At 72.1% G+C, this 20,397-nt stretch carries 14 protein-coding genes; 2 read left to right on the top strand and 12 right to left on the bottom strand.

Annotation, left to right across the window (positions count from 1 at the left end; all coding sequences use genetic code 11):
- Positions 1–7 precede the first annotated feature (7 nt).
- Positions 8–1,729, top strand: a complete 1,722-nt coding sequence (locus QQY66_RS29690) for a hypothetical protein (protein WP_301983313.1) — start codon at positions 8–10, stop codon at positions 1,727–1,729.
- Positions 1,730–1,806: 77 nt separating this feature from the next.
- On the opposite strand, the gene QQY66_RS29685 is transcribed toward QQY66_RS29690, so the two are convergent.
- From QQY66_RS29685 to rplM, 9 genes are all read right to left on the bottom strand, one after another.
- Entirely contained in the window at positions 1,807–2,448 is a 642-nt protein-coding gene (locus tag QQY66_RS29685; protein ID WP_301983312.1) for a cutinase family protein, read from the bottom strand.
- A 158-nt stretch (positions 2,449–2,606) separates the two neighbouring features.
- Complete coding sequence (locus QQY66_RS29680) at positions 2,607–3,827, bottom strand: CdaR family transcriptional regulator (RefSeq protein WP_301983311.1); 1,221 nt, start codon at positions 3,825–3,827, stop codon at positions 2,607–2,609.
- Between the two features lie 122 nt (positions 3,828–3,949).
- A complete protein-coding gene (locus tag QQY66_RS29675; protein ID WP_301983310.1) occupies positions 3,950–5,080 on the bottom strand; it encodes an alpha/beta hydrolase family protein in 1,131 nt (376 codons plus the stop codon).
- Positions 5,081–5,119: 39 nt separating this feature from the next.
- The gene (locus QQY66_RS29670) at positions 5,120–9,154 is read right to left on the bottom strand and encodes a beta-ketoacyl synthase N-terminal-like domain-containing protein (protein ID WP_301983309.1); all 4,035 of its coding nucleotides are present in this window, start codon (positions 9,152–9,154) and stop codon (positions 5,120–5,122) included.
- Positions 9,151–11,118, bottom strand: a complete 1,968-nt coding sequence (locus QQY66_RS29665) for a fatty acyl-AMP ligase (protein WP_301983308.1) — start codon at positions 11,116–11,118, stop codon at positions 9,151–9,153. Before QQY66_RS29665 ends, QQY66_RS29670 begins: the two co-directional genes overlap by 4 nt.
- Before the next feature lie 231 nt (positions 11,119–11,349).
- Positions 11,350–12,876 carry an acyl-CoA carboxylase subunit beta gene (locus QQY66_RS29660; RefSeq protein WP_301983307.1) on the bottom strand — a complete coding sequence of 509 codons (1,527 nt, stop codon included), beginning with the start codon at positions 12,874–12,876 and terminating at the stop codon, positions 11,350–11,352.
- A gap of 188 nt (positions 12,877–13,064) precedes the next feature.
- Positions 13,065–14,423 (bottom strand): phosphoglucosamine mutase, encoded by a 1,359-nt coding sequence (gene glmM / locus QQY66_RS29655; protein ID WP_301983305.1) that lies wholly within the window; start codon positions 14,421–14,423, stop codon positions 13,065–13,067.
- Positions 14,424–14,633: 210 nt separating this feature from the next.
- Positions 14,634–15,155 (bottom strand): 30S ribosomal protein S9, encoded by a 522-nt coding sequence (gene rpsI / locus QQY66_RS29650; protein WP_155058631.1) that lies wholly within the window; start codon positions 15,153–15,155, stop codon positions 14,634–14,636.
- A gap of 42 nt (positions 15,156–15,197) precedes the next feature.
- Positions 15,198–15,641, bottom strand: a complete 444-nt coding sequence (rplM, locus tag QQY66_RS29645) for a 50S ribosomal protein L13 (protein WP_301983304.1) — start codon at positions 15,639–15,641, stop codon at positions 15,198–15,200.
- Positions 15,642–15,934: 293 nt separating this feature from the next.
- Here rplM and QQY66_RS29640 point away from each other — a divergent pair, with 293 nt between their 5' ends.
- On the top strand, positions 15,935–16,825 hold the full coding sequence (locus QQY66_RS29640; protein ID WP_301983303.1) for a hypothetical protein: 891 nt from the start codon (positions 15,935–15,937) through the stop codon (positions 16,823–16,825).
- A 202-nt stretch (positions 16,826–17,027) separates the two neighbouring features.
- On the opposite strand, the gene QQY66_RS29635 is transcribed toward QQY66_RS29640, so the two are convergent.
- From QQY66_RS29635 to pgsB, 3 genes are all read right to left on the bottom strand, one after another.
- The gene (locus QQY66_RS29635; protein WP_301983302.1) at positions 17,028–18,107 is read right to left on the bottom strand and encodes a C40 family peptidase; all 1,080 of its coding nucleotides are present in this window, start codon (positions 18,105–18,107) and stop codon (positions 17,028–17,030) included.
- A gap of 18 nt (positions 18,108–18,125) precedes the next feature.
- The gene (locus QQY66_RS29630) at positions 18,126–18,608 is read right to left on the bottom strand and encodes a poly-gamma-glutamate biosynthesis protein PgsC/CapC (protein ID WP_019753111.1); all 483 of its coding nucleotides are present in this window, start codon (positions 18,606–18,608) and stop codon (positions 18,126–18,128) included.
- A gap of 63 nt (positions 18,609–18,671) precedes the next feature.
- Positions 18,672–20,396: a poly-gamma-glutamate synthase PgsB gene (gene pgsB / locus QQY66_RS29625; protein ID WP_301983301.1), complete on the bottom strand. Its 1,725-nt coding sequence runs from the start codon at positions 20,394–20,396 to the stop codon at positions 18,672–18,674.
- Between the last annotated feature and the right edge of the window lies 1 nt (position 20,397).

The following is a 20,397-nucleotide window of genomic DNA, read 5'->3' as shown; positions in this document are numbered from 1 at the left end:
TCGTGGCATGGACACGATTCGCAGCAGGAAAAGAACGTGGCGCGGTGTCGCGCTGGCGGCGCTGTTGACCGCGGGGACGCTCACAGCGGCGGCCCCTGGCGCCCGTGCGGACGAGGCGCGGACCGAGACCCCCGTGGCCGTGGAGTCGGCGGTCGCCGGGGTGCGCGAGTCAGTGGTGCGGGTGAAGGTGCCGTTGCCCAAGTCGGCGGGCCCCCGCCCGGCCGCGTGCGACTGGCTGTCGTATCTGCGCTACCGCGCCGCCGACGGGCCGGCCGCCTCCGCCGACGCGGACCGGATCCTCGTCGCCCAGCCGGGCATCCTGGAGGGCGCCGGGGCCTTCGACAGCGTCGCCCGCAACACGGTGGCGGCGGCCGCCGAGCAGGGCCGGCACATCGAGTTCTGGGCGCTGGACCGCCGCTCCAACTGCCTGGAGGACCGCACCGGCATCGCCTCCGGCGACCAGCACACGGCCGTCGACTACTACTACCGCGGCAAGCAGGTCGACGGCCGGACCTTCGGGGGCTTCGCCGGCAACGACAAGCTGGGCTGGATGGCGCGGCTCGGCATCGAGCAGACCGTCCGGGACCAGTACGACCTGCTCACCGCCGAGTTGCCCGACCAGGCGCTGCGAGGGCGCAAGGTGCTGTGCGGCGGGCACTCGCTGGGCGGCGTCGTCACCGGGTACTTCGCCGCCGCCGACTTCGACGGCAACCCGGCGACCACGGCCGACGCCGGCTACAACCAGTGCGCCGGCTACTTCGCCCTCGACACCACCGTCTCCACCTCACTCGCCGACCTCAGCGGCAGCATCCCGGACGACACCAACCTGCCCGACATCGGCCTCGGATACGGCGTCGTACAGGCCGGCCTCGACAGCGGAGTGCTGCCACGGTCGTTGTCCGCCCCGGTGCTGCTCAACCCCCAGACCATGACGCTGCTCGCCATCGCCGGCCTGGGTGCCGTACGCGATCCAGGAACCGAGGCCGACCTGCCCCGTTATCTGCCGTCCGACCTCAACATCGAGGCCACCAACCGCTTCCTGTTCTCCAAGGACGCCGCCGCCTTCCTCACCGGCTCCCCCGCCGTGAAGGACTTCCGGCTCACCAACGAGGCGGTACTGGGCGCCCTGCTGGACGACCACTCCGTACCGCTCGCCTTCCTGCAGAGCAGCGTCGGGTTCTTCGACGGCGGGCCCGTCGCCGACAAGAACTTCCCCGTCGCCAACAGCGGTCAGGAGCAGCCCGGGCTGTTCGGCACGGAGTACAAGGCCATCCCGGACCGGCCCGGGGGGCCGCTGTACACCTGGCGCAATTACGACCGTGTCGGTGACGCCGACGATCCCGGGTACAGGTCGGCCGACGGCACGCCGTTCACCGACGCGGGCAAGGAGGTCACCGACATCCAGGAGCTGGCCCGGAGCCTGGCCGAGCAGCCGCTGGACTTCACCGAGCAGTACTTCCCGACCAAGCTGGTCACCGACCTGGAGCTGGCCACCTCACCGCAGGTGAAGCGGCTCGTCGTACATCCCGGCGGGCTCACCGCCAACCCCACCCTGACCGTGCTCGCGGGCGACGGCCTGCTGGCCGGCCGCGTCCCGGCCGACCTGCACCCCGTGGTCGCCGACGGCTACCAGCACCTCGATGTGCTGACCGCGGCGCCGGCACAGAACAACGGCCGGCCCGAGCCGGTATCCGCCAACCTGGCGCGGTTCGCCGGGGACCCGCGATAGCAGTACGACAGCAGTACAGACACGAATAGCGGCCCGGGAAGTCGCACCTCCCCGGGCCGCTGTTCGTGTCGTACGGCTCAGACCTTGCCCGCCGCGAACGCGGCGGCGGCGTCCGCGTCGGCCGTGTAGCCGAGGTGGGCACCCATGTCGTTCCCACCGTTCTCACAGATGGGGTCGCCCTTGGCGCAGAAGTCGATCGTGCGGCTCTGGTAGGTGCCCGTGACGCTCTTGCCGAGGGCCCGGATCGGGTTGCCGAACAGCAGCACCGCGGCGACCTTCGGCTCGACCGCCGCCGGCAGGGTGGCCACGATCGGGCTGCCGACCACCGCGCCGGCGCTGCTGATGCCGATCGAGTTGTCGACGACGTTCGCGCCCTGTGAATAGCCCACGAGAATGAACCGCTGGTTCGGGCACGCGGAGGCCTGGCTGTTGACGTGATTCACCAGATCCGCGTTTCCCCGTGCGGCCGAAGTGGGTGAAAGGTCCGCCGGGTAATTCACCTTGTAGCTGGAAAGGGTTTTGCCGGTCAGCTTCTTCTGCAGTGCGGAGTACACCGGATCGCCGACAATGAAGCCGAGCGTGCCCGGCTCGAAGGTGCCGCGAGCAGCGACGACCTCGATGTCCGAGCAGGCCACGGCCGACGCCGAGGGCGCCGTGAGGGTGGCGACCGAGGCCCCGCCGAGCAGCGAGAGCGCGGCGAGACACGAACGAATACGCATGGGCCGTCCTCCATGTGGGGGCGCATGACGCGCCTGCGGGAAAGGAGGACTCGAAAGTATTCGCCCGGATCTGCCGGGTGTTATGGACAGAAGAAAGAAAAGCGGCGGCTTTTTCTTCGCTCAATGAGTAGTCAATGGGTAGCCAATGAGTAGTCGGGCTACTCCGGTTGTGCGCGCAGCGATTCGGCGCGCAGGGCGAGCACGAGGTCGAGGCGGGCCCCCGGATCGTGCAGGGTGTCGCCGAACAGCTTGTCCAGCTGGCGCAGCCGGTAGCGGACCGTCTGCGGGTGGATGTGCAGCCGGGCGGCGACGTCGGGCACGTTGCTGCCGCTGAGCAGCCAGGCCAGCAGCGTCTCGGCGAGCCGGGCGCGCTGGCCGGCCGAGACCTCGTCGAGCGGGGTCAGGGCGGTTGCCCGGAGTTCGGCGAGGAGCGGCTCGTCGGCGTGCAGCAGGAGGGTCGACAGGTGGTCGGCGCACCGCACCACACCCTGCCCGGGCAGGACTCCGCGCCCCATCAGGCCCAGCGCCCGGGTGGCCCAGCGCAGGGACTGCGCTGCCGCGGTGAGCGGGACCGTCGGGCCGATCGCGGCGGGACGTCCGCGCAGCGCGAGCGCGAAACCGCGGCCGGCCCACCGCCCGGGGCGATCGGGGTCGGGCACCAGCATGCGGGGCGGCCGGGACTCCATGTCCACCAGCGCGTCCGCCATGGATAACGGCCGCTCCTCCTCGCGCTGTTCGGGAGTGGCCGCGAGGGCGACGACGGCGACCTGCCGCGGCACCGGCCACCGGGCCTGGTGCGCCAGGTCCTGCACGGCCTCCAAGGCCACCGGGCCCTCGCCCAGGAGCAGGTCCAGCAGGCGCCTGCGGCGCCGCTCCACCTCGTCCGTGCTGCGCAGCTGGGCCTCCGCGTAACCGGCGGCAGCCGCCTCCGCGACCTCGTGCACCGTGCGGAAGGCGAGCTCGCCCAGCGCGGCCATGACCGTCGAGTCCAGCCCCAGCTCCTCCGCCGTGCGGCACAGCTGCCGCCAGGCGTGCATGCCGCCGACGCGCAGCGCGGACTGCAGCGGGTCCAGACCGCGGCCCTCCAGGGCCTCGCCGCGCCCGAGTTCGTAGTACGTCGCCGCGATCGACTCCCCGTTGTTGCGCGGGTCGGCGATGTGGTCGACGAACAGGGTGAGCGCCTGCACCACGCCGTCCCGCAGCCGCTTGCGGTCGGTGTCGTCGCCGAGCCGCGCGTACTCGGGAACCCGGCTGCGTACCTCCTCGTCCACCCCATCGGCCACCTCCTCCAGCCGGGCCCGCAGCAGCTCCACCAACCCGGGCGGCGCGGGCACGGCTCCGCGCGCCTCCGGCACCTCGTGCGGCGTGCCAACAGCCATCGGGGACACTCCTTTCGCCCGGAAGCGACTCGCCCGCGCGCTGTTGCCCGTGGGACGAGTGGGACGTCCTGGGTAGGACGGACGTCCTCGCCGCTCCGTTCCGTGCCCCCATGGCGCGGACATCACTCCGGCACGCCCAGAGCGTGGGCGAGGATCGGCCACGACGCTGTGAACTCCCCCTTCCAGTACGCCCAGCTGTGTCCCCCTCCCGCGTAGAAGTGCGTGGTGGCCGGGATACCCCTGCGCGCGAGCGCGGCGGCGAAGCCGCGGGCCGAGGGCCACAGGGCGCTCTCCAGTGCCTCGGGCAGCCAGTCGCCGATGCCGCCGGCCAGTCCGCTGCCCTGCGAGACGTACAGGGCCGTGCCGCGCAGTCCGTCGGCGCGGGCGCGCGGGTTGAAGGCCCGCCAGGTGAGGAGGTTGAGGAGCGGGTTGCCCCACAGTGAGGCCGGTGACAGTCCCTCGCGGGCGACGATCGCGTCCACGATGGCCGGCACCCCGGGCGCGGTGGTGTCGAGGACACCGCTGTAGGAGGCGGCGGCGGTGAAGACGCCCGGATGGCGGGCCGCGTGCGCCATCGCGCCGTAGCCGCCCGTCGACACGCCGGCGACGGCCCGTACGCCGGAGGCCCGGTAGTCCCGCGCGAGCAGCGCCGGAACCTCCTCGACCTGGAACGTCTCGTAGTCCGGGCCGTCGCGCCAGGCACTGGGGATGCCCGTGGGGCCCGCGTCCGGCATCGCCACGATCAGGTCCCGGCCCTCGGTGAAGGACTCGATGTCCGTCTCCCGGGTCCAGGACGTGTAGTCGTCGTGGGCGCCGTGCAGCAGATACAGCACGGGATACCTCCGCCCGGCGGCCGTGTCGAAGCCGGACGGCAGGATCAGCCGCACCGGCGCGCTGCGGCCCAGGGCGGCGGAGGGCACGGCGAGGTCCAGGGTGCGCGGCGCCAAGCGCTCCGCTGGAAGTGCCGCGTTGCGCCGTCGTTCGTCTGCGGCGCCGTCGTTGCTGGTCGCGCCCCGCGGCGAAGCCGCTGATCGACACAGCCCCGCGCCCCTTGGCGGCGCTGGCGAACCGCAGCCGGCTTCACCAGGTCCGCTCAGCCGGGTGGCCGCCCGGGCGCGGGTCGTGCCGGTCGCCGCGCCGAACAGGACGGCCAGACCGGTGGCGGCCGTCGCCTTGGCGGCGGTACGCCGGGACACTCCGGTGGCTTCAGTGATTCTGGTGATTCCGGTGATTCCGGTGGTACGGCGGGGCATGGCGGCTCCTCGGGGATCCGGTTGGACTCGGGTTCCGGTTCAGGGGGACGGGGAACTCAGAACGGGCCCTAGGTGGGCGGCGATCTCGTCGACGTACGGCGGGTCGAGCAGCGCCAGATGGTGTCCGGCGACCCGGACGACCTCCAGGTCCGGGCACACCTCGTCCCAGCCCAGCGCCTCGTCGTCTCGCTCGTAGACGGGGTCGCGCACGGTGTGCGGGGCGGGTTCGGCCGCCCGGTAGAGGACCACGCGGCCGTCGTACCGGCCTGGGCGGTGCGCCTCGCCGATCGTCAGGTCCAGGTAGGAGGCGCGCTGGTGCTCCAACGAGGCGGCCGGCACGTCGGCGACCGCGCTCAGCGCCTTCAGCACGGCGTCGATACGGTGCTCGTCGTCGTCCATGACCACGAGGTCGTCGTACGGCAGCTCCAGCCGGACCCCGTAGGTGTCGGCCACGTGGGCGGCGAAGCCCTCGAAGTGCGCCCGGATCCGGTCCGCCGGCGCCGGGCCGGGATCGACGAGCGGGCGTACGGAGTCGATGAGCACCAGCAGCCGTACGTCCCGTCCCGCGTCGGCCAGCTGCCGCGCGGTCTCCTGGGCGACGAAGCCGCCGAAGGACCAGCCGCCCAGCAGGACGGGCCCGTCGGGGTGTGCGGTGGTGACGGCCTCGGCGTACCGCCGTGCCTTGTCCGCCACCGTGCGGGCCTGTTCGATCCGGTCGAGTCCGAACACCGGCTGGTCGGCGCCGAGTCGCTCGGTGAGCGGCCGGTACACGGTGGTCGGTCCCCCGGCCGCGTGCACGAGGAAGAGGGGAGGACGGGAGCCGGTGGCGCGCAGGGGACGCGGCCACACACCACCGGCCGACTGGGGAAGGGCCCGCTCGACGCGGGCGGCGGCCTCGGCGACGGTGGCGGCGCCGAGCAGGTCGCGCAGGGGCAGCTCGATACGGAACTCGCGCTCCAGGGCCGTGCGGACGCGGACGGCCATCAGCGAGTCGAGGCCGAGGTCGGCGAGGGCGGTGTCCGGCGTGACCCGGGTCGGCGGATGGCCGCTGACGGCGGCGATGTGGTGGCTGAGACGGGTGAGGACCGGGGAGAGGGCCGCCCCCGGATGCGCGGCGCCCTCGGCGGTGCCGTCGGCGGCGGGGCCAGCCCCGTGCGCGGGGCCGTCGGCCCGGGCACCCGTCAGCCCCGCCGTCGACGGAGTCCCCGCCCTCGTCCTCCCGTCCGTCCACCAGTGCCGCACATGGCGCCAGCGCGGCCGGGGTACGTCGACGACCCGGCCGGGCGGCAGCGGCAGCCGTTGCCCGGCCGTGTACAGCGCGCCCAGTTGCGCGGCGAACGCGGCCGGTCCGTCGGCGTCGCGGCGCAGCGTGGCCAGGGCGAGACAGCCGGGCGCGGAGTCGGTGACGGCGCCCGTGAGGACCGGGTGGGGGGAGATCTCCAGGAAGGCGGTGTGTCCGTCGGCCACGGCCGAAGCGACGGCACGGTCCAGGCGAACCGGCCGCCGCAGGTTGGCAACCCAGTGGGCGGCGTCGAAGGCGCTCGCGCCGCGCGGGTCGTCGAGGACGGTGGAGTAGACGGGCAGGCGCGGCCGGCGCCCCGTCACGCGGGCCAGCCCGTCGGCCAGCTCCGGCAGCAGCGCGTCGACCTGCGGAGAGTGCCCGGCGCCGACGACCCGCATGGCCCGGGCCGCCCGGCCTTCCTTCTCAAGCCGCCGCACCAGGCGGCCCACCGCCGCCCCCTCTCCGGTGACGACCTTCTGCCGGGGAGAGGAGTGCACGGCGACGTGGACCCCCGGGAAGTCCTGTGCCAGGCGCCCGAGTTCGCAGTCGTCGAGGTCGACGACGGCCATCGCCCCGCCCCGCAGTCCGCTCAGCAGCCGGGCGCGTACGGCGATGACGCGGGCGCCGTCCGACACGCCGAGGGCGCCCGCGCACACCGCGGCGGCCACTTCGCCCATGGAGTGACCGATCACGGCCGCGGGCTCGACACCGTACGAACGCCATAGTTCCGCGAGCGCCAGCTGGAGGCCGAAGAGGAGGGGCTGGGCGGTTTCCAGACGGTCCAGGCCGGTGCCGGATGCCAGGTGGTCGTACAGGGACAGACCGCCGCACTCCGCGGCGAGCTGCGGGTCGAGCTTCTCCACGGCGGCGGCGAACGCGGGCTCCTCCTCCAGGAGCCGGCGTCCCATGCCGGGCCATTGGCAGCCGTAGCCGGAGAACACCCACACCGTGCCGCCTCGTCCGACGAGGTCGCGGTCGCCGGTGACGACGCGCTCGTCCGGCCGTCCCGCCGCCAACGCACGGAGCGCGTCGGCGAGTTCGGCCCGGTCACGGGCGGCCACGGCGGCGCGTACGGGTCCCCGGGCAGTGCGTCCGGCGAGGGTGCGGGCGATGTCGGCCGGGTGTGCGGCGCTGGTGTCCAGCCAGTCGGCGATCCGGGCGGCGGTGTCGCGCACCCGCTCGGCGTCGGCGTCGGAGAGCAGGTGAAGCCGGACGGCGGGCTCGTCGGCCGGGGTCGGCGAGGGGCCGACAGACCGCCATTCCTCCAGGACGGCATGGGCGTTGGTGCCGCCGAAGCCGAATCCGGAGACCCCGGCGGTGGCCGTGCCGCCGTAACGGGGCCACTGCTCGGGCTCGGTCACCACCCGCAGCCGGTCGTCGCCGAGCGCGCTGCCGTGTGTGCAGTGCAGGGAGGGCGGGATGACGTCGTGATGGAGGGCGAGCACCGTCTTGACCAGGCCGGCGATGCCCGCGGCCGACTCCAGGTGACCGAGGTTGCCCTTGACGGAGCCGAGCAGCAGCGGCTGGTCGGGGTCGCGGGCGGCGCCGAGCACCGCGGCTAGCGCGCCTGCCTCGATCGGGTCGCCGAGCGGGGTGCCGGTGCCGTGCGCCTCGACGAAGTCGACTTGTCCCGGGGTGAGTCCGGCTCGTGCGTACGCGGTCTCCAGCAGGGCGCGCTGGGCGGCGGGGTTGGGCGCCATGAGCCCGTTCGACCGCCCGTCGGAGTTGACGGCCGTCGTACGGATCACCGCCAGCACCCGGTCGCCGTCCCGCTCGGCGTGCGACAGCAGCTTCAGGACCACGGCCGCGCAGCCCTCGCCGCGCCCGATGCCGTCGGCCGCCGCCGAGAACGGCTTGCAGCGCCCGTCCGGCGCGAGGACACCCGCCCGCTCGAAGGCGACGGTGACGGCCGGTGACAGCAGCAGGTTGACCCCGGCGGCGATCGCCGTCTCGCTCTCACCGGCCCGCAGGCTGACGCAGGCATGGTGCACGGCGACCAGCGAGGAGGAGCACGCGGTGTCCACGGCCAGGCACGGCCCGCGCGTGTCCAGGACGTACGCCAGCCGGCCCGCGGTGACGCTGAGGGCAGCGCCGGCCGGTGCCCAGGGGTCGACAGCGGCCGGGTCGGCGCCGGTGAGCTGGCCGTACTCCGGGGCGGAGACGCCGACGAAGACGCCCGTGGCCGTACCCGCCAGGGACGCGGCCGGCACGGCGGCGTGTTCCAGCGCCTCGTGGACGACCTCCAGCAGGATCCGCTGCTGGGGGTCCATCACCGCGGCCTCGCGCGGCGTGATGCGGAAGAAGTCCGCGTCGAACCCGGCGATGTCGTCGAGATAGCCGCCGTACGGATGCGCGTCGGCGGGCGGGAAGGCGGTGAAGTCGCGCCACCGGTCCTCCGGCACGCGCCGGATCGCGTCCCCGCCTTCACACAGCAGCCGCCAGTAGTCACTCGGGGCGTGCACCCCGCCCGGCAGCCGGCAGCCGACGCCGATGACCGCCAAGGGCTCGCCGGGCGCACCGGGCGCCATGACCAGCGGCGCGGGGCCGAGGGCCGTACCGCACAGCCGCGCCACCAACGCGTCACCGGTCGGCGTCTCCCACAGCAGCGTGGGCGGCAGCTCGCAGCCCGTGACCCGGGACAGCTCCCCGGCCAGCGCGACCGCGTCCCGCGACGACATGCCGAGCTCGGCCAGCTGCCGGTCCATCGGAACGTCCTCGGGCGCCGAACCGTGCCACGAGGCCGCCCGCTCGGCGATCACCCGCCGCAGCACGTCCGCGTCGACGGCCTTCATCCTGCGACCTCCGTGGCGTCGTCGAGGGCTGTGGGGGGTGGTGGAGTGTGCTGCGTGGTCGGGTCGGTGGCAGGCAGGCGGGTGGGACGCGTGTCGCTGGGGGCCGTGTCGCCTGCCGTCGTGCCGACCGGTACCGCACCATCCGCTGATCTGCCGCCCGCCACCACCGCACCACCCCCGGCCGCGCCGCCCGCCACCGCCTCGGCAGTCCCCGAATACGCCCCCTCCAGATACCGACCCCGCGTCAGCGCACGCGACACCTTGCCGCTGGAGGTGCGTGCGACCGTCCCCGGCGGGACGAGTACGACGTCGTCCAGCCGTAGGCCGTGCCGGGCGGAGACGGCGCCGCGTACGGCACGTGCCACGGCCGGTACGTCCAGTGCGGCCAGGACCGCGGTGCGCACATGCTCGGCCACGATCACGACCCGCTCCCCCGCCCCGCCGGGCACGGCGAACGCGGCGAGCCGGTCCCGTCGTACGGCCGGGTGCGCCTCTTGAGCCGTGGCCTCCAGGTCCTGTGGGTAGTGGTTGCGGCCGTCGACGATGACGAGGTCCTTCAGTCGGCCGGTGACGAGCAGCTGCCCCTCCAGCACCGCCCCCAGGTCCCCCGTACGCAGCCAACGGCCGTCCGGCGCGCCCCCGGCGTCCGCGAACCCGGCCCCGAAGACCCGCTCGCTCTCCTCCGCCCGGTTCCAGTAGCCGCGGCCGACATTGGGACCCTGCACCCATATCTCGCCGACCTCGCCCTCGGCCAGGACGGCTCGGCCCGCGGGGTCGGCGATGCGCACGCGCTGCCCCGCCGGGGTCCCACAGCCGGCCAGCAGCACGGCCCTGGGGTCGTCGGGCCGCGCGGGCAACGCCTTCCCGGCGGCGAGCGCGTCACGGTCCAGGGCGAAACGGCCGATCGGTACACCGGGCCGGGCGGCACTGACGAAGACGGTGGCCTCGGCGAGCCCGTATGAGGGGCAGTGCGTCGTGGGCGCGAGCCCCTGGCCGGCGAAGGCGGCGTGGAAGCGGTCGGCGGTACCGGGGCGCACCGGTTCGCTGCCGTTGATCAGCGCGGTGACCCCGTCGAGCCGGAGGTCCGCCTTCTGGGTGTCGGTGACGGCGGACGCGCAGTAGTCGTACGCGAAGTTGGGCGCGGCGCTCACGGCACGCGGATGCGCGGCGAGCAGCCTCAGCCAGCGCACGGGCTCGTGCAGAAACGCGACCGGATCCATCAGCACCGACAGCAGCCCGCGCACCACGGGCGCGGCCACGCTGAGCACCAGTCCCATGTCGTGGTAGAGCGGCAGCCACCCCACACACGTCACCGGATGGGCGTCGGCGCCGTACGCGGTCAGCGCCTGGCGGGCGTTGGCGACGACATTGGCGTGGGTGATCTCCACGCCGGCCGGAGCGCGGGTCGAACCGGAGGTGTACTGGAGATAGGCGGTGGCCCCGGCGTCGTCCGGGTCGACCGGGCGCCACCCCCGGGCGTCGTCGTCGGCCACCTCGTCGACGCAGACGACCGGCGTCCGGCCCGGCCGGCCCGCCACCCCCGTCAGGAAGTCCCGCACCTCCTGCCGGGCACGGCTCGTGGTCACCGCGGCGGCCGGGCGCGCGTCGGCCAGCACTCCCGCGAGCCGGTCCGCGTGCCCCGGCAGGCCCGGCGGATACAGCGGTACGGCCACCATCCCGGCGGCCAGCACCCCGAGGAACCCGGTGACGTACTCCACCCCCTGCGGACACGGCAACGCGACCCGCGCCCCCGGCTCCGCCACCTCGGCGAGCCGGGCGGCGAGCGCGCGCACGCGCAGGTCCAGGCGCCGCCAGGTCAGTGTGCGGTGGACGCCGCGCGAGTGCGGCACGGGGTGATCGACGAAGGTGAACGCCCGGCGATCCGGGGCGACTTCGGCCCAGTGCCGCACGTACTGGGGCAGAGTCCGGCAGGCGGGCGCGAGCGGGGGGCGACGACTGTCCATCTGGCGTGGCTCCTCACGTCCGGGATCGGCTGGGCGAGCAACTGCCGGTCCAGGCGGGTCAGATGCGTGGGGGACTGTGCGGGCGGATGGGTCGGATACGGGACTCGTGCGGGTGGTGCGGCCGAAGCCGTGCGATCGCGCCGTGCTCACCGTGCTGCGGCGGGCCTGCGCAGGCCAGGCGGGCCGTCACGGGGCGTTGCGCACGCCCCGGGGTCCCTTCCCTCCCTCCGGTCAGAGCGGGATGTTGCCGTGCCGGCGCTGCGGCAGAGGCGCGCGTTTGCCGCGCAGGGTGCGCAGCGCGCGGCAGATGTGGTCGCGGGTGTCGTGCGGCGCGATGACGGCATCGACGTAGCCGCGTTCGGCGGCGAGGTAGGGCGTGCCGTGGGTCTCTTCGTAGGCGGCGACCAGGCGCGCCCGCAGCGCTTCGGGGTCGTCGGCGGCGGCCAGTTCACGCCGGTGCAGGACGCCCACCGCGCCCTCGGCGCCCATCACCGCGATACGGGCGGTGGGCCAGGCGAGGTTGATGTCGGCCCCCAGGTGCTTGGAGCCCATCACGGCGTACCCCCCGCCGTACGCCTTGCGCACCACGACCGTGACCTTGGGGACGGTCGCCTCGGCGTACGCGTACAGCAGTTTGGCGCCGCGCCGGATGATGCCGCCCCGCTCCTGCCGTACGCCGGACAGATAGCCCGGCACATCGGCGAAGGTCAGCAGCGGGATCCCGAACGCGTCGCAGAACCGCACAAAGCGTGCGGCCTTCTCCGAGGCGTCGATGTCGAGGACACCGGCGGCGTGCAACGGCTGGTTCGCGACGACACCGACCGACTGGCCCTCGACGCGGGCCAGGGCACAGATGATGTTCGGCGCGAACAGCTCCTGGACATCGAGCAGTTCACCGTCGTCGACGACCGCCCGCACGATCTCCCGCATGTCGTAGGCCTGTCCGGTCCGGTCCGGGACGACGGAGTCGAGCCGGACCCCGTCCGGGGCATCCCCGGGTGCGTACTCCGGGGGGCGCTCCAGGTTGTTGGCGGGCAGATACGACAGCAGATCGCGTACGACGTCCAGCGCTTCCTCCTCGTCGGCGGCGAGGAAGTGCGCGTTGCCGTTGACGGCGTTGCTGGTGCGGGCGCCGCCCAGCTCCTCGGCGCTGGCACGCTCGCCGGTGACCGCCTCGATGACGTCGGGGCCGGTGACGAACATGTGCGAGGCGCCGTCGACCATCACCGTGAAGTCGGTGATCGCGGGCGAGTAGGCGGCCCCGCCCGCGCACGGCCCCAGCACCACGGAGATCTGCGGGACGACTCCGGACGCCTGCACATTGCGGCGCACCAGCTCGGCGTAGAGGGCGAGCGAGGCGACGCCCTCCTGGATGCGGGCGCCGCCGGAGTCGTTGAGCCCGACGACCGGGCAGCCGGTCTTGAGGGCGAGGTCCATCAGGGCGACGGTCTTCTCGCCGAACGCCTCGCCCATGCTCCCGCCGAACACGGCGGAGTCCTGGGCGAACACGCAGACCCGGCGCCCGTCGACGGTGGCGTACCCGGTGACGACACCGTCGCCGTAGGGGCGTCGGCCGCCGTCACCGGTCGGCCGTGCCCGCACGAACAGCCCGGTCTCGCTGAAGGAACCTTTGTCCACCAGCCGCTCGATCCGCTCCCGGGCCCCGAACTCCCCTCGCCTGCTCGGCCCGCCACCCCGCACCGCCCGATCCTCGCGACGGCCCAGATCAGCGATGCGCCCAGCGGTGCCTCCGGCCACGTGCGCTTCATTCGTCACAACCACCTCCGAAGTGGTTGTCGAATATGGCAGCGCGAGAGCGGGCAACCGGGCGAATCACGGTGGCGTGTGGGGGATTTGAGTCCTCGGCGACGCCCTTTCATCCGGCTGTGACAAGAGACCGGAAGCACAGCACCCCGAAGGGGCGCGGGGCTGCCCGGCGCGAGGATCTACCCGAGCGCCGACTTCACCGCATCAGCCAGCCGCCCGGCCACAGACCGAGCCTGCTCGATATCCGCCGCCTCCACCATCACCCGCACCAACGGCTCGGTACCGGACGGCCGGAGCAACACACGCCCAGTCGCCCCCAACTCCCGCTCCGCCTCAGCAACGGCAACGGCAAGCTCGGCCGAGTTCCCGACACGGGACCTGTCGACATCCGGCACATTGATGAGCACCTGAGGCAACCGCTCCATGACAGAAGCGAGGTCCCGCAGCGTACGGCCCGTCTCCGCGACCCGCGCCGCCAGCAGCAGCCCGGTCAACGTGCCGTCACCGGTCGTCGCGTGGTCGAGGATGATGACGTGCCCGGACTGCTCACCGCCGAGGGCGTAGTCGTGCTCCTTCATCTCCTCCAGCACATACCGGTCACCGACGGCAGTCTGAATGAGCGTCAATCCCGCACGCTCCATGGCCAGTTTGAACCCGAGGTTGGACATCACGGTCGCCACCACCGTCTCGGCACGCAGCGCGGAGCGTTCCCGCATCGCCAGCGCGAGCACGGCCAGGATCTGGTCGCCGTCGACTTCCTCACCGGTGTGGTCCACTGCCAGGCACCGGTCCGCGTCCCCGTCGTGCGCGATACCGAAGTCGGCCCCGTGCTCGACAACCGCGGCCTTGAGCAGGCCCAGATGCGTGGAACCACAGCCGTCGTTGATGTTGAGCCCGTCCGGCTCGGCACCGATCGTGACGACCTCGGCACCGGCACGCGCGAAGGCCTCCGGCGAGACCCGGGAAGCCGCACCGTGCGCCTCGTCCAGCACGATCTTCAGCCCGTCCAGCCGGTTCGGCAGCACGCCGACGAGATGGGCGACGTACTGGTCGAACCCTTCCTCGTACGACCGCACCCGCCCGACGCCCGCACCCGTCGGCCGGTCCCACGGCGCACCGGTGCGGTGCTCCTCGTAGACGGCCTCGATTCGCTCCTCCAACTCGTCGTCCAGCTTGTGGCCGCCGCGGGCGAGGAACTTGATGCCGTTGTCAGGCATGGCGTTGTGGCTGGCGGAGAGCACGACACCGAGGTCGGCGCCCAGCTCCGCCGTCAGGTACGCCACCGCGGGCGTCGGCAGCACACCGACGCGCAGGACGTCCACACCCGCGCTGGCCAGACCCGCGACCACGGCGGCCTCCAGGAACTCCCCGGACGCGCGCGGGTCACGGCCGACCACGGCGGTCGGCCGGTGCCCCGTGAACGTGCCCGCCTCGGCCAGTACGTGCGCCGCGGCGACGGAGAGGCCGAGTGCCAGCTCGGCCGTCAGATCCGCGTTGGCGACGCCGCGCACGCCGTCCGTGCCGAAGAGTCGTCCCACTTGTCCTCCATACGTTCACAGTTCCCGGAAGGGGCTCGAATCCTGAAGCCCTCCAAGAATCTGATGAAAGCTCTGTTTGGAAAGCATCCGATCACGCCAGCTGCTGAGCGCCTTGTGCCGTTATACGCCTGTGGCTGGGATAAACGAACGCCCCGACGGCACTGTGGCGTGCCGTCGGGGCGTTCGGGGTACGAACAGACGCCGCCGTGATTAGCGCTTGCTGTACTGCGGAGCCTTGCGGGCCTTCTTCAGACCGGCCTTCTTGCGCTCGACCGCACGGTCGTCGCGGCGGAGGAAGCCGGCCTTCTTGAGGGCGCCGCGGTTGTTGTCCACGTCGGCCTCGTTCAGCGCGCGGGCCACACCGAGGCGCAGGGCGCCGGCCTGGCCGGAGACGCCGCCACCCGCGATGCGGGCGATGACGTCGTAGCGACCCTCGAGCTCGAGGACCTTGAACGGCTCGTTGACTTCCTGCTGGTGCACCTTGTTCGGGAAGTAGTCCTCGAGGGTGCGACCGTTGATCTTCCACTTGCCGGTGCCCGGGACGATCCGGACGCGGGCGATGGCGTTCTTGCGGCGGCCCAGGCCGGCGGCCGGCTGGGGGTCGCCGAAGCGGGACGCCAGCGACTCCGAGGTGTACTCGCCCTCGACGGGGACCTCGGACTCGGTGGTGTAGCTCTCGATGTCGACGATCTCTTCGCCCTCGACGGGCGTCTCGACGGTGGTCTCGGCCACGATTCTCCTCAGATTCTCTTCAGTCTTAGGGGGTGGCCGGACTTACTGCGCGACCTGGGTGATCTCGAACGGAACCGGCTGCTGGGCAGCGTGCGGGTGGTTCTCGCCCGAGTAGACCTTCAGCTTCGTGAGCATCTGACGGCCCAGGGTGTTCTTGGGGAGCATGCCCTTGACGGCCTTCTCGATGGCCTTCTCGGGGTTCTTGGCGAGCAGCTCGTCGTAACGGACGGAGCGCAGACCACCCGGGTAGCCGGAGTGGCGGTACGCCATCTTCTGGGTCCGCTTGTTGCCGGACAGGTGCACCTTGTCGGCGTTGATGATGATGACAAAGTCACCGGTGTCGACGTGGGGCGCGTAGATCGGCTTGTGCTTGCCGCGCAGGATGGACGCCGCAGTGGAGGCCAGACGACCCAGGACGATGTCCTGGGCGTCGATGACGTGCCACTGGCGCGTGACATCGCCGGGCTTGGGGCTGTACGTACGCACGGTTCGTAGCCTTCGCTTCTTCAGTGAATGGTCCTGACAAGGTCACCGAAGACGATCACGACAGCCCTGACCGCACTGCGGTGACGCAAACCGCGTGCTGGTCGCTGGTCATCGGCCCGGTGGACCGGTGTAAGGGCCCCTCACGTGAGAATGAGCAAGCCAATACACATAACGAACTGCAAGAGTACCTGCGGCGCCCCGGACGGGTCAAAACGACCTCGGGCCCGCTGATGCCACCGTGACCTGTGAGACGGGCCGACGCACGGGTTGCCGCCCCGTCTAAGATGCGGCCCATGAGCTTTGGGCAGGGGGGTCCTCAGTCCCAGTGGGACCCCTGGAAACCGAATTCGCAGCAGCAGCCGTGGAGCAGCGGCGACGGCGAGACTCCGGACTGGGCCGCTCTCGCCGAGGCGTCGGAGACCCGCAACAAACGCCGCCGACTGCTGCTCGTCGGCGGCGGCGCGCTGGCCACCGTGGCGATAGGTGCCGCCGTCGCCGTGGCCGTGGTGTCGGCGAACGGTGACAGCGAGGCGTCCGGCAACGGGTCCTCCCAGCTGCCGTCGACCGCGGACATCCCGAGCGCGTCCGGCGCCGCTGACCCGTCCTTCGCGCCGACCAGCGCGCCGCCGCCGCTGGACCCGAAGGACTTCGTGGCCAGCGTGAAGAAGGACAAGGCTCCGCTCAGCCCGGAGATCCTCTTCCCGGGCACCCAGCTGACCATGGGCGAGACCCTGTACAAGAAGGGTCCGACGGCCGACACGAAGAACTGCGCCTCGGCCGCCAACGCACAGGGCACCCTCGGCAAGGTCCTCGAGGCCAACGACTGCAGCCGCTTCCTGCGCGTCACCTACACCAGGAGCGGTATCGCGGTGACGGTCGGCGTGGCCGTCTTCAACACCGAGGCACAGGCGACGAAGGCCAAGGGACAGGCCGACGACAAGAGCATCGTCGCGTCCCTGTCCGGCGGCGGCGTCAAGCCCTTCTGCAATGCCGCCACCTGCCGCACGACCACCAACTCCTACGGCCGTTACGCCTACTTCACCGTGGCCGGCTTCATCAACGGCAATGACGTGACGGACAAGAACACGGAGGTCTTCAGCACGGGCGACGACCTCCAGGAGTTCACGTTCCGGCAGATCCGCCGGCGCGGCGAGGCCCAGGCGTCGGCGGCGGCGAACGAGTAGCGGCAACCGACGCATGACGGCGGCCGACGATCAGCCGGCCGCCACCCTCGGACTCACCCGCGCTTCAGTAGCAGCCGGCTCCCCGGCGCCTGACGCCTGAAGACGCAGCCGCATCGGTACGACTGCCGACCCCAGCCGCGTCTTCGGACGCCATGCCCCGGGTGCCACCCGGACCGACCGGAGACGGCCGGAGCCGGCCGACTCACAGGCGCTTGGCGCTGCGCAGCGTCTTGGCGTAGTAGCCGTTGCCGTCCAGCCGGGAGACACCACCCACGTCACCGATCGTCGGCCCGTTGACCTCCTCACGGCTGGAGACGAAGATCAGGTGCCCCTCGGTGTCATGTCCGAGGACCATGCCGACGTGGTCGAGTCGCTGACCGGTACGGGTGTCGAGCTTGAAGAAGACGAGGTCGCCCGGCTGGAGCTGGTCGATGGCGGAGGGCCGGTCCTTCGCCGAGATCCCGGCGAGCGGCAGGATGTCGACGCCCTCCTTGGAGCGGGCCATGCCGTTGGCGGTACGGGGCAGTCCGTCGCCGGAGGTGTCCGAGGACATCAGGGGGTAACGGGCCCGGTAGCCCAGCACCATGCGAATGAAGCCCGAGCAGTCCAGGGATCTGGCCCGCATGCTCTCCGGCTGCCCGACGACCCCGTCCCGGAAGGGGTACTGGACCCCGAGGTAGTCGTAGAAGTCGGACTCCTCCAGGCGCAGGTCGCCGCCCTCGGCCCCGGCCGTGTTCAGCGGACCGAAGTTCGCGTCACCGGCGTAGACGGTGCCCTGCTCGTCCTTCTTCTCCGGCGTGCCGGCCACGTACTGGAAGGCGAAGGCGAAGAGGTCGTCCTCCTTGCTGTCCTGGTACTCGGCGTACCAGTCCTTGAACCACTTCTTCTGCTCCGCCCCCTTGGACCAGGGCTCCGGCATCAGCCGTACCCATTCCGTCGTGCTGACCTTCGACGCGGTCGAGGTCGGCTCCTGGAAGGTGCGGGCCGGGCCGGTCAGGGTCGCGGTGCGCGCGTCGTCCGTGAACACGGCCTTGATCTGGCCGTCGCCCCCGCGCAGCACGGACCGCGCCGGGTTCTCCAGCCGGGACCAGGTCTCCTTCCCCGTGTCCGTCGAGGCGGCCCCGGTGCTGCGGCCGCCCTCGAGGACCCCGACGTTGCGCACCTCGGTGACGCCTGCCTCCTCCTGCCCCCGCAGTTCGACCGTGAGGTAGCCGGAGGTGCCGACGAGCGCCAGCAGCACCAGGCCCGTGACGACGGGCCGCGACTTCTTCTTCCCTGCCATCAATTTGCTCCTCGGTTCTCAGACGGTCGGCATGACGCCGAGCAGCAGGCCGGCGGCGACGACGATGTAGGCCATGAGGGAGACGGTGCCCGTGGCCAGCAGGGTGGCTCCCTTGGGCTGGCGCACCATCTGGTAGGCGATCAGGCCCGGCACGATGAAGCCGAGGGTCTGGTTGCCGTACAGCAGCGGGAACTCGATCGAGAGCACGATCATCACCGTGGCCTGCAACAGCACACCCAGCAGCACCACCGCTGCGAACAGCCGCTTGCCGTACAGGATCACCAGCCGCTGCATGATCTTGGTACCGCCGTAGGTCAGGGCGGTGACACCCACCACCATGGCGGCGCGCTGCAGGTCCTCGATGAGGGTGAGCGCGAGCCAGCCAGGTGTGATCATGCCGCCGGGCGACAGGTTGGTCGTGAGATAGCAGAGCAGCGAGAAGAACAGGCCTATGGCGATGCCCAGGGCGGCCATCTCGGGGGTCAGGGCGGCGGTGGTCAAGGGGGTCTCCGGACGAGGGGGATGCGGGTTCGGGGGCGAGGCGGGCGGTGGCCGGCAGGCGGCTCAGGCGCGCGGCGGGTGTCCCCCTCCGTCGTCGTCCGTCGGCTGCCGCAGCGGCCGGCCGAAGGGATCGTCGGCGTACGGCTGCGGCACGGGCCCGGCGCCGTACGACGGTTGCGAACCGCGCGCTCCCGGGCCGGGAGCCTGACCCTGATCAGGCTCCGGCGACGACTGACGCGCGGTGCGGAACCACGCCGAGAGCTCCGCCTGCCCGGCCCCGGGCGGCAACTGCGCCGGGGCCTGCGGCCCGGCCTGGCCGTACTGCTGTGCCTCGGCGTACCGCTGCTGAGCTCCTGGGTACTGCCGGCTCTCGCCGTACGGCTGCCCCATGCCGTGATCCCCGCCCGGCACGGCCCCGGCATAGGCGCCCGGGGCCTCGGCGTACCGCCCCGGCGCCTGGGCCGGGATGCTGATCACCGGGATCTCCTGGGTCTGCGAGGCCTGGTACCGCTCCTCGTAGGCCGTGGGGTACGAGGCGTACGGGTCCAGGCGCTGCGGCTGGTGCGGTGCGGCGGCGGCCGACTGCCCCGCCTCGTCGGCGTCGCTCTCGTCCGCCGGGAGCTCGGCCAGATACTCGAGGAGTTCCTCGCCCTGACCGTGGATGTTGCCGATGGCGACCAGGGAGGAGCCGTCGGACATCCGGCCGAGCAGGGTCGGCATGAACTCGTCCGCCGCGCGGCGTTCGCCGCCGAGGTCGACCGCGCGGTCGCGCCAGTCGGCGGGGATGGCGTCGATGGCGCTCTTGGAGGGGTGCCCGATGACGAAGACGTTGTCCGGCCGCAGGTCGGGGATGATCTCGCCCATCTGCCCGTTGCGCTCCACCCGGTCCGGGCGGCAGTTGATCACGACGTTCAGGGGGCGGCGGATCGCGCCGAGGTCGAGCAGCTGGTTGATGTTCATCAGGGTGGACTCGGGGTCGTTCGCCGCGAAGACGTTGGCGAAGGCGAGCCGCTTGCCGTCGGGGGCGACGTACTTCTCCACCGAGAGCACACCGGGGTCCGGCGGGGCGTCGTACATGCCCTGCAACGCGACCTTGCGCTCGATGCCGAGCAGGTCCGCCACGACCAGTGCGATGGCCACGTTCTCCTTGAAGGTGAACCAGCTGAAGCCGCGCAGCTCCTCGTCGGTGACGGTCTCGGGGTCCGCGTAGATCAGCTTGCAGTTACGGGCGTCCGCCTCCTCCTGGAGGATGTGGAAGCGCTCCTTCTCGGCGGTGACGCAGATGCCGTCCTCCGGCATCGAGCGGCACAGCGAGCGGGCCACGTCGTCCAGGGTGGGCCCCATCTCGGCGAGATGGTCCTCACGGACGTTGCAGAGCACGCCGATCGTCGAGCGGATCAGCTTGCTCTGGTTGACCTCCTGCAGGGCAGGCATGACCGCCATGCACTCGATGACGAGGGCGTCGGGACGGTAGGTCGCGGCCCGGCGGACGATGCCGATCTGCTCCACCACGTTGGCGATGCCGAACTTGCGGTAGACCGGCTCCTCCGTGGCGTCCGGGTGGATGAAGCGCGCGGCCGTGCCCGTCGTCTTGGCCACGGTGACCAGGTCGCCGCCGCGCAGGGCGCCCGCGCACAGCCGGGTGATGGAGGACTTGCCGCGGATGCCGTTGACCAGCACCCGGGAGGGGATGGTGTGCAGGGCGGCGTAGTGCCTGCGCTGCTCGATGATGCCCGCGATCAGCAGGAACACCCCGCCGATCAGCAGCACGAAGTAGAGGTACAGCACA

The sequence above is a fragment of the Streptomyces sp. DG2A-72 genome (assembly GCF_030499575.1).
In the GTDB taxonomy this organism is placed as follows: Bacteria; Actinomycetota; Actinomycetes; order Streptomycetales; family Streptomycetaceae; genus Streptomyces.
Note: the sequence above shows the minus strand (reverse complement) of the source record. Positions and strands in the feature narration are given on the sequence as shown.

Bases quoted from the DNA above. Each gene is read 5' to 3' on its own strand.
- QQY66_RS29690 (WP_301983313.1), top strand. From the start codon at position 8: ATGGACACGATTCGCAGCAGGAAAAGAACGTGGCGCGGTGTCGCGCTG.
- QQY66_RS29685 (WP_301983312.1), bottom strand. From the start codon at position 2,448: ATGCGTATTCGTTCGTGTCTCGCCGCGCTCTCGCTGCTCGGCGGGGCC.
- QQY66_RS29680 (WP_301983311.1), bottom strand. From the start codon at position 3,827: ATGGCTGTTGGCACGCCGCACGAGGTGCCGGAGGCGCGCGGAGCCGTG.
- QQY66_RS29675 (WP_301983310.1), bottom strand. From the start codon at position 5,080: ATGCCCCGCCGTACCACCGGAATCACCGGAATCACCAGAATCACTGAA.
- QQY66_RS29670 (WP_301983309.1), bottom strand. From the start codon at position 9,154: ATGAAGGCCGTCGACGCGGACGTGCTGCGGCGGGTGATCGCCGAGCGG.
- QQY66_RS29665 (WP_301983308.1), bottom strand. From the start codon at position 11,118: ATGGACAGTCGTCGCCCCCCGCTCGCGCCCGCCTGCCGGACTCTGCCC.
- QQY66_RS29640 (WP_301983303.1), top strand. From the start codon at position 15,935: ATGAGCTTTGGGCAGGGGGGTCCTCAGTCCCAGTGGGACCCCTGGAAA.
- QQY66_RS29635 (WP_301983302.1), bottom strand. From the start codon at position 18,107: ATGGCAGGGAAGAAGAAGTCGCGGCCCGTCGTCACGGGCCTGGTGCTG.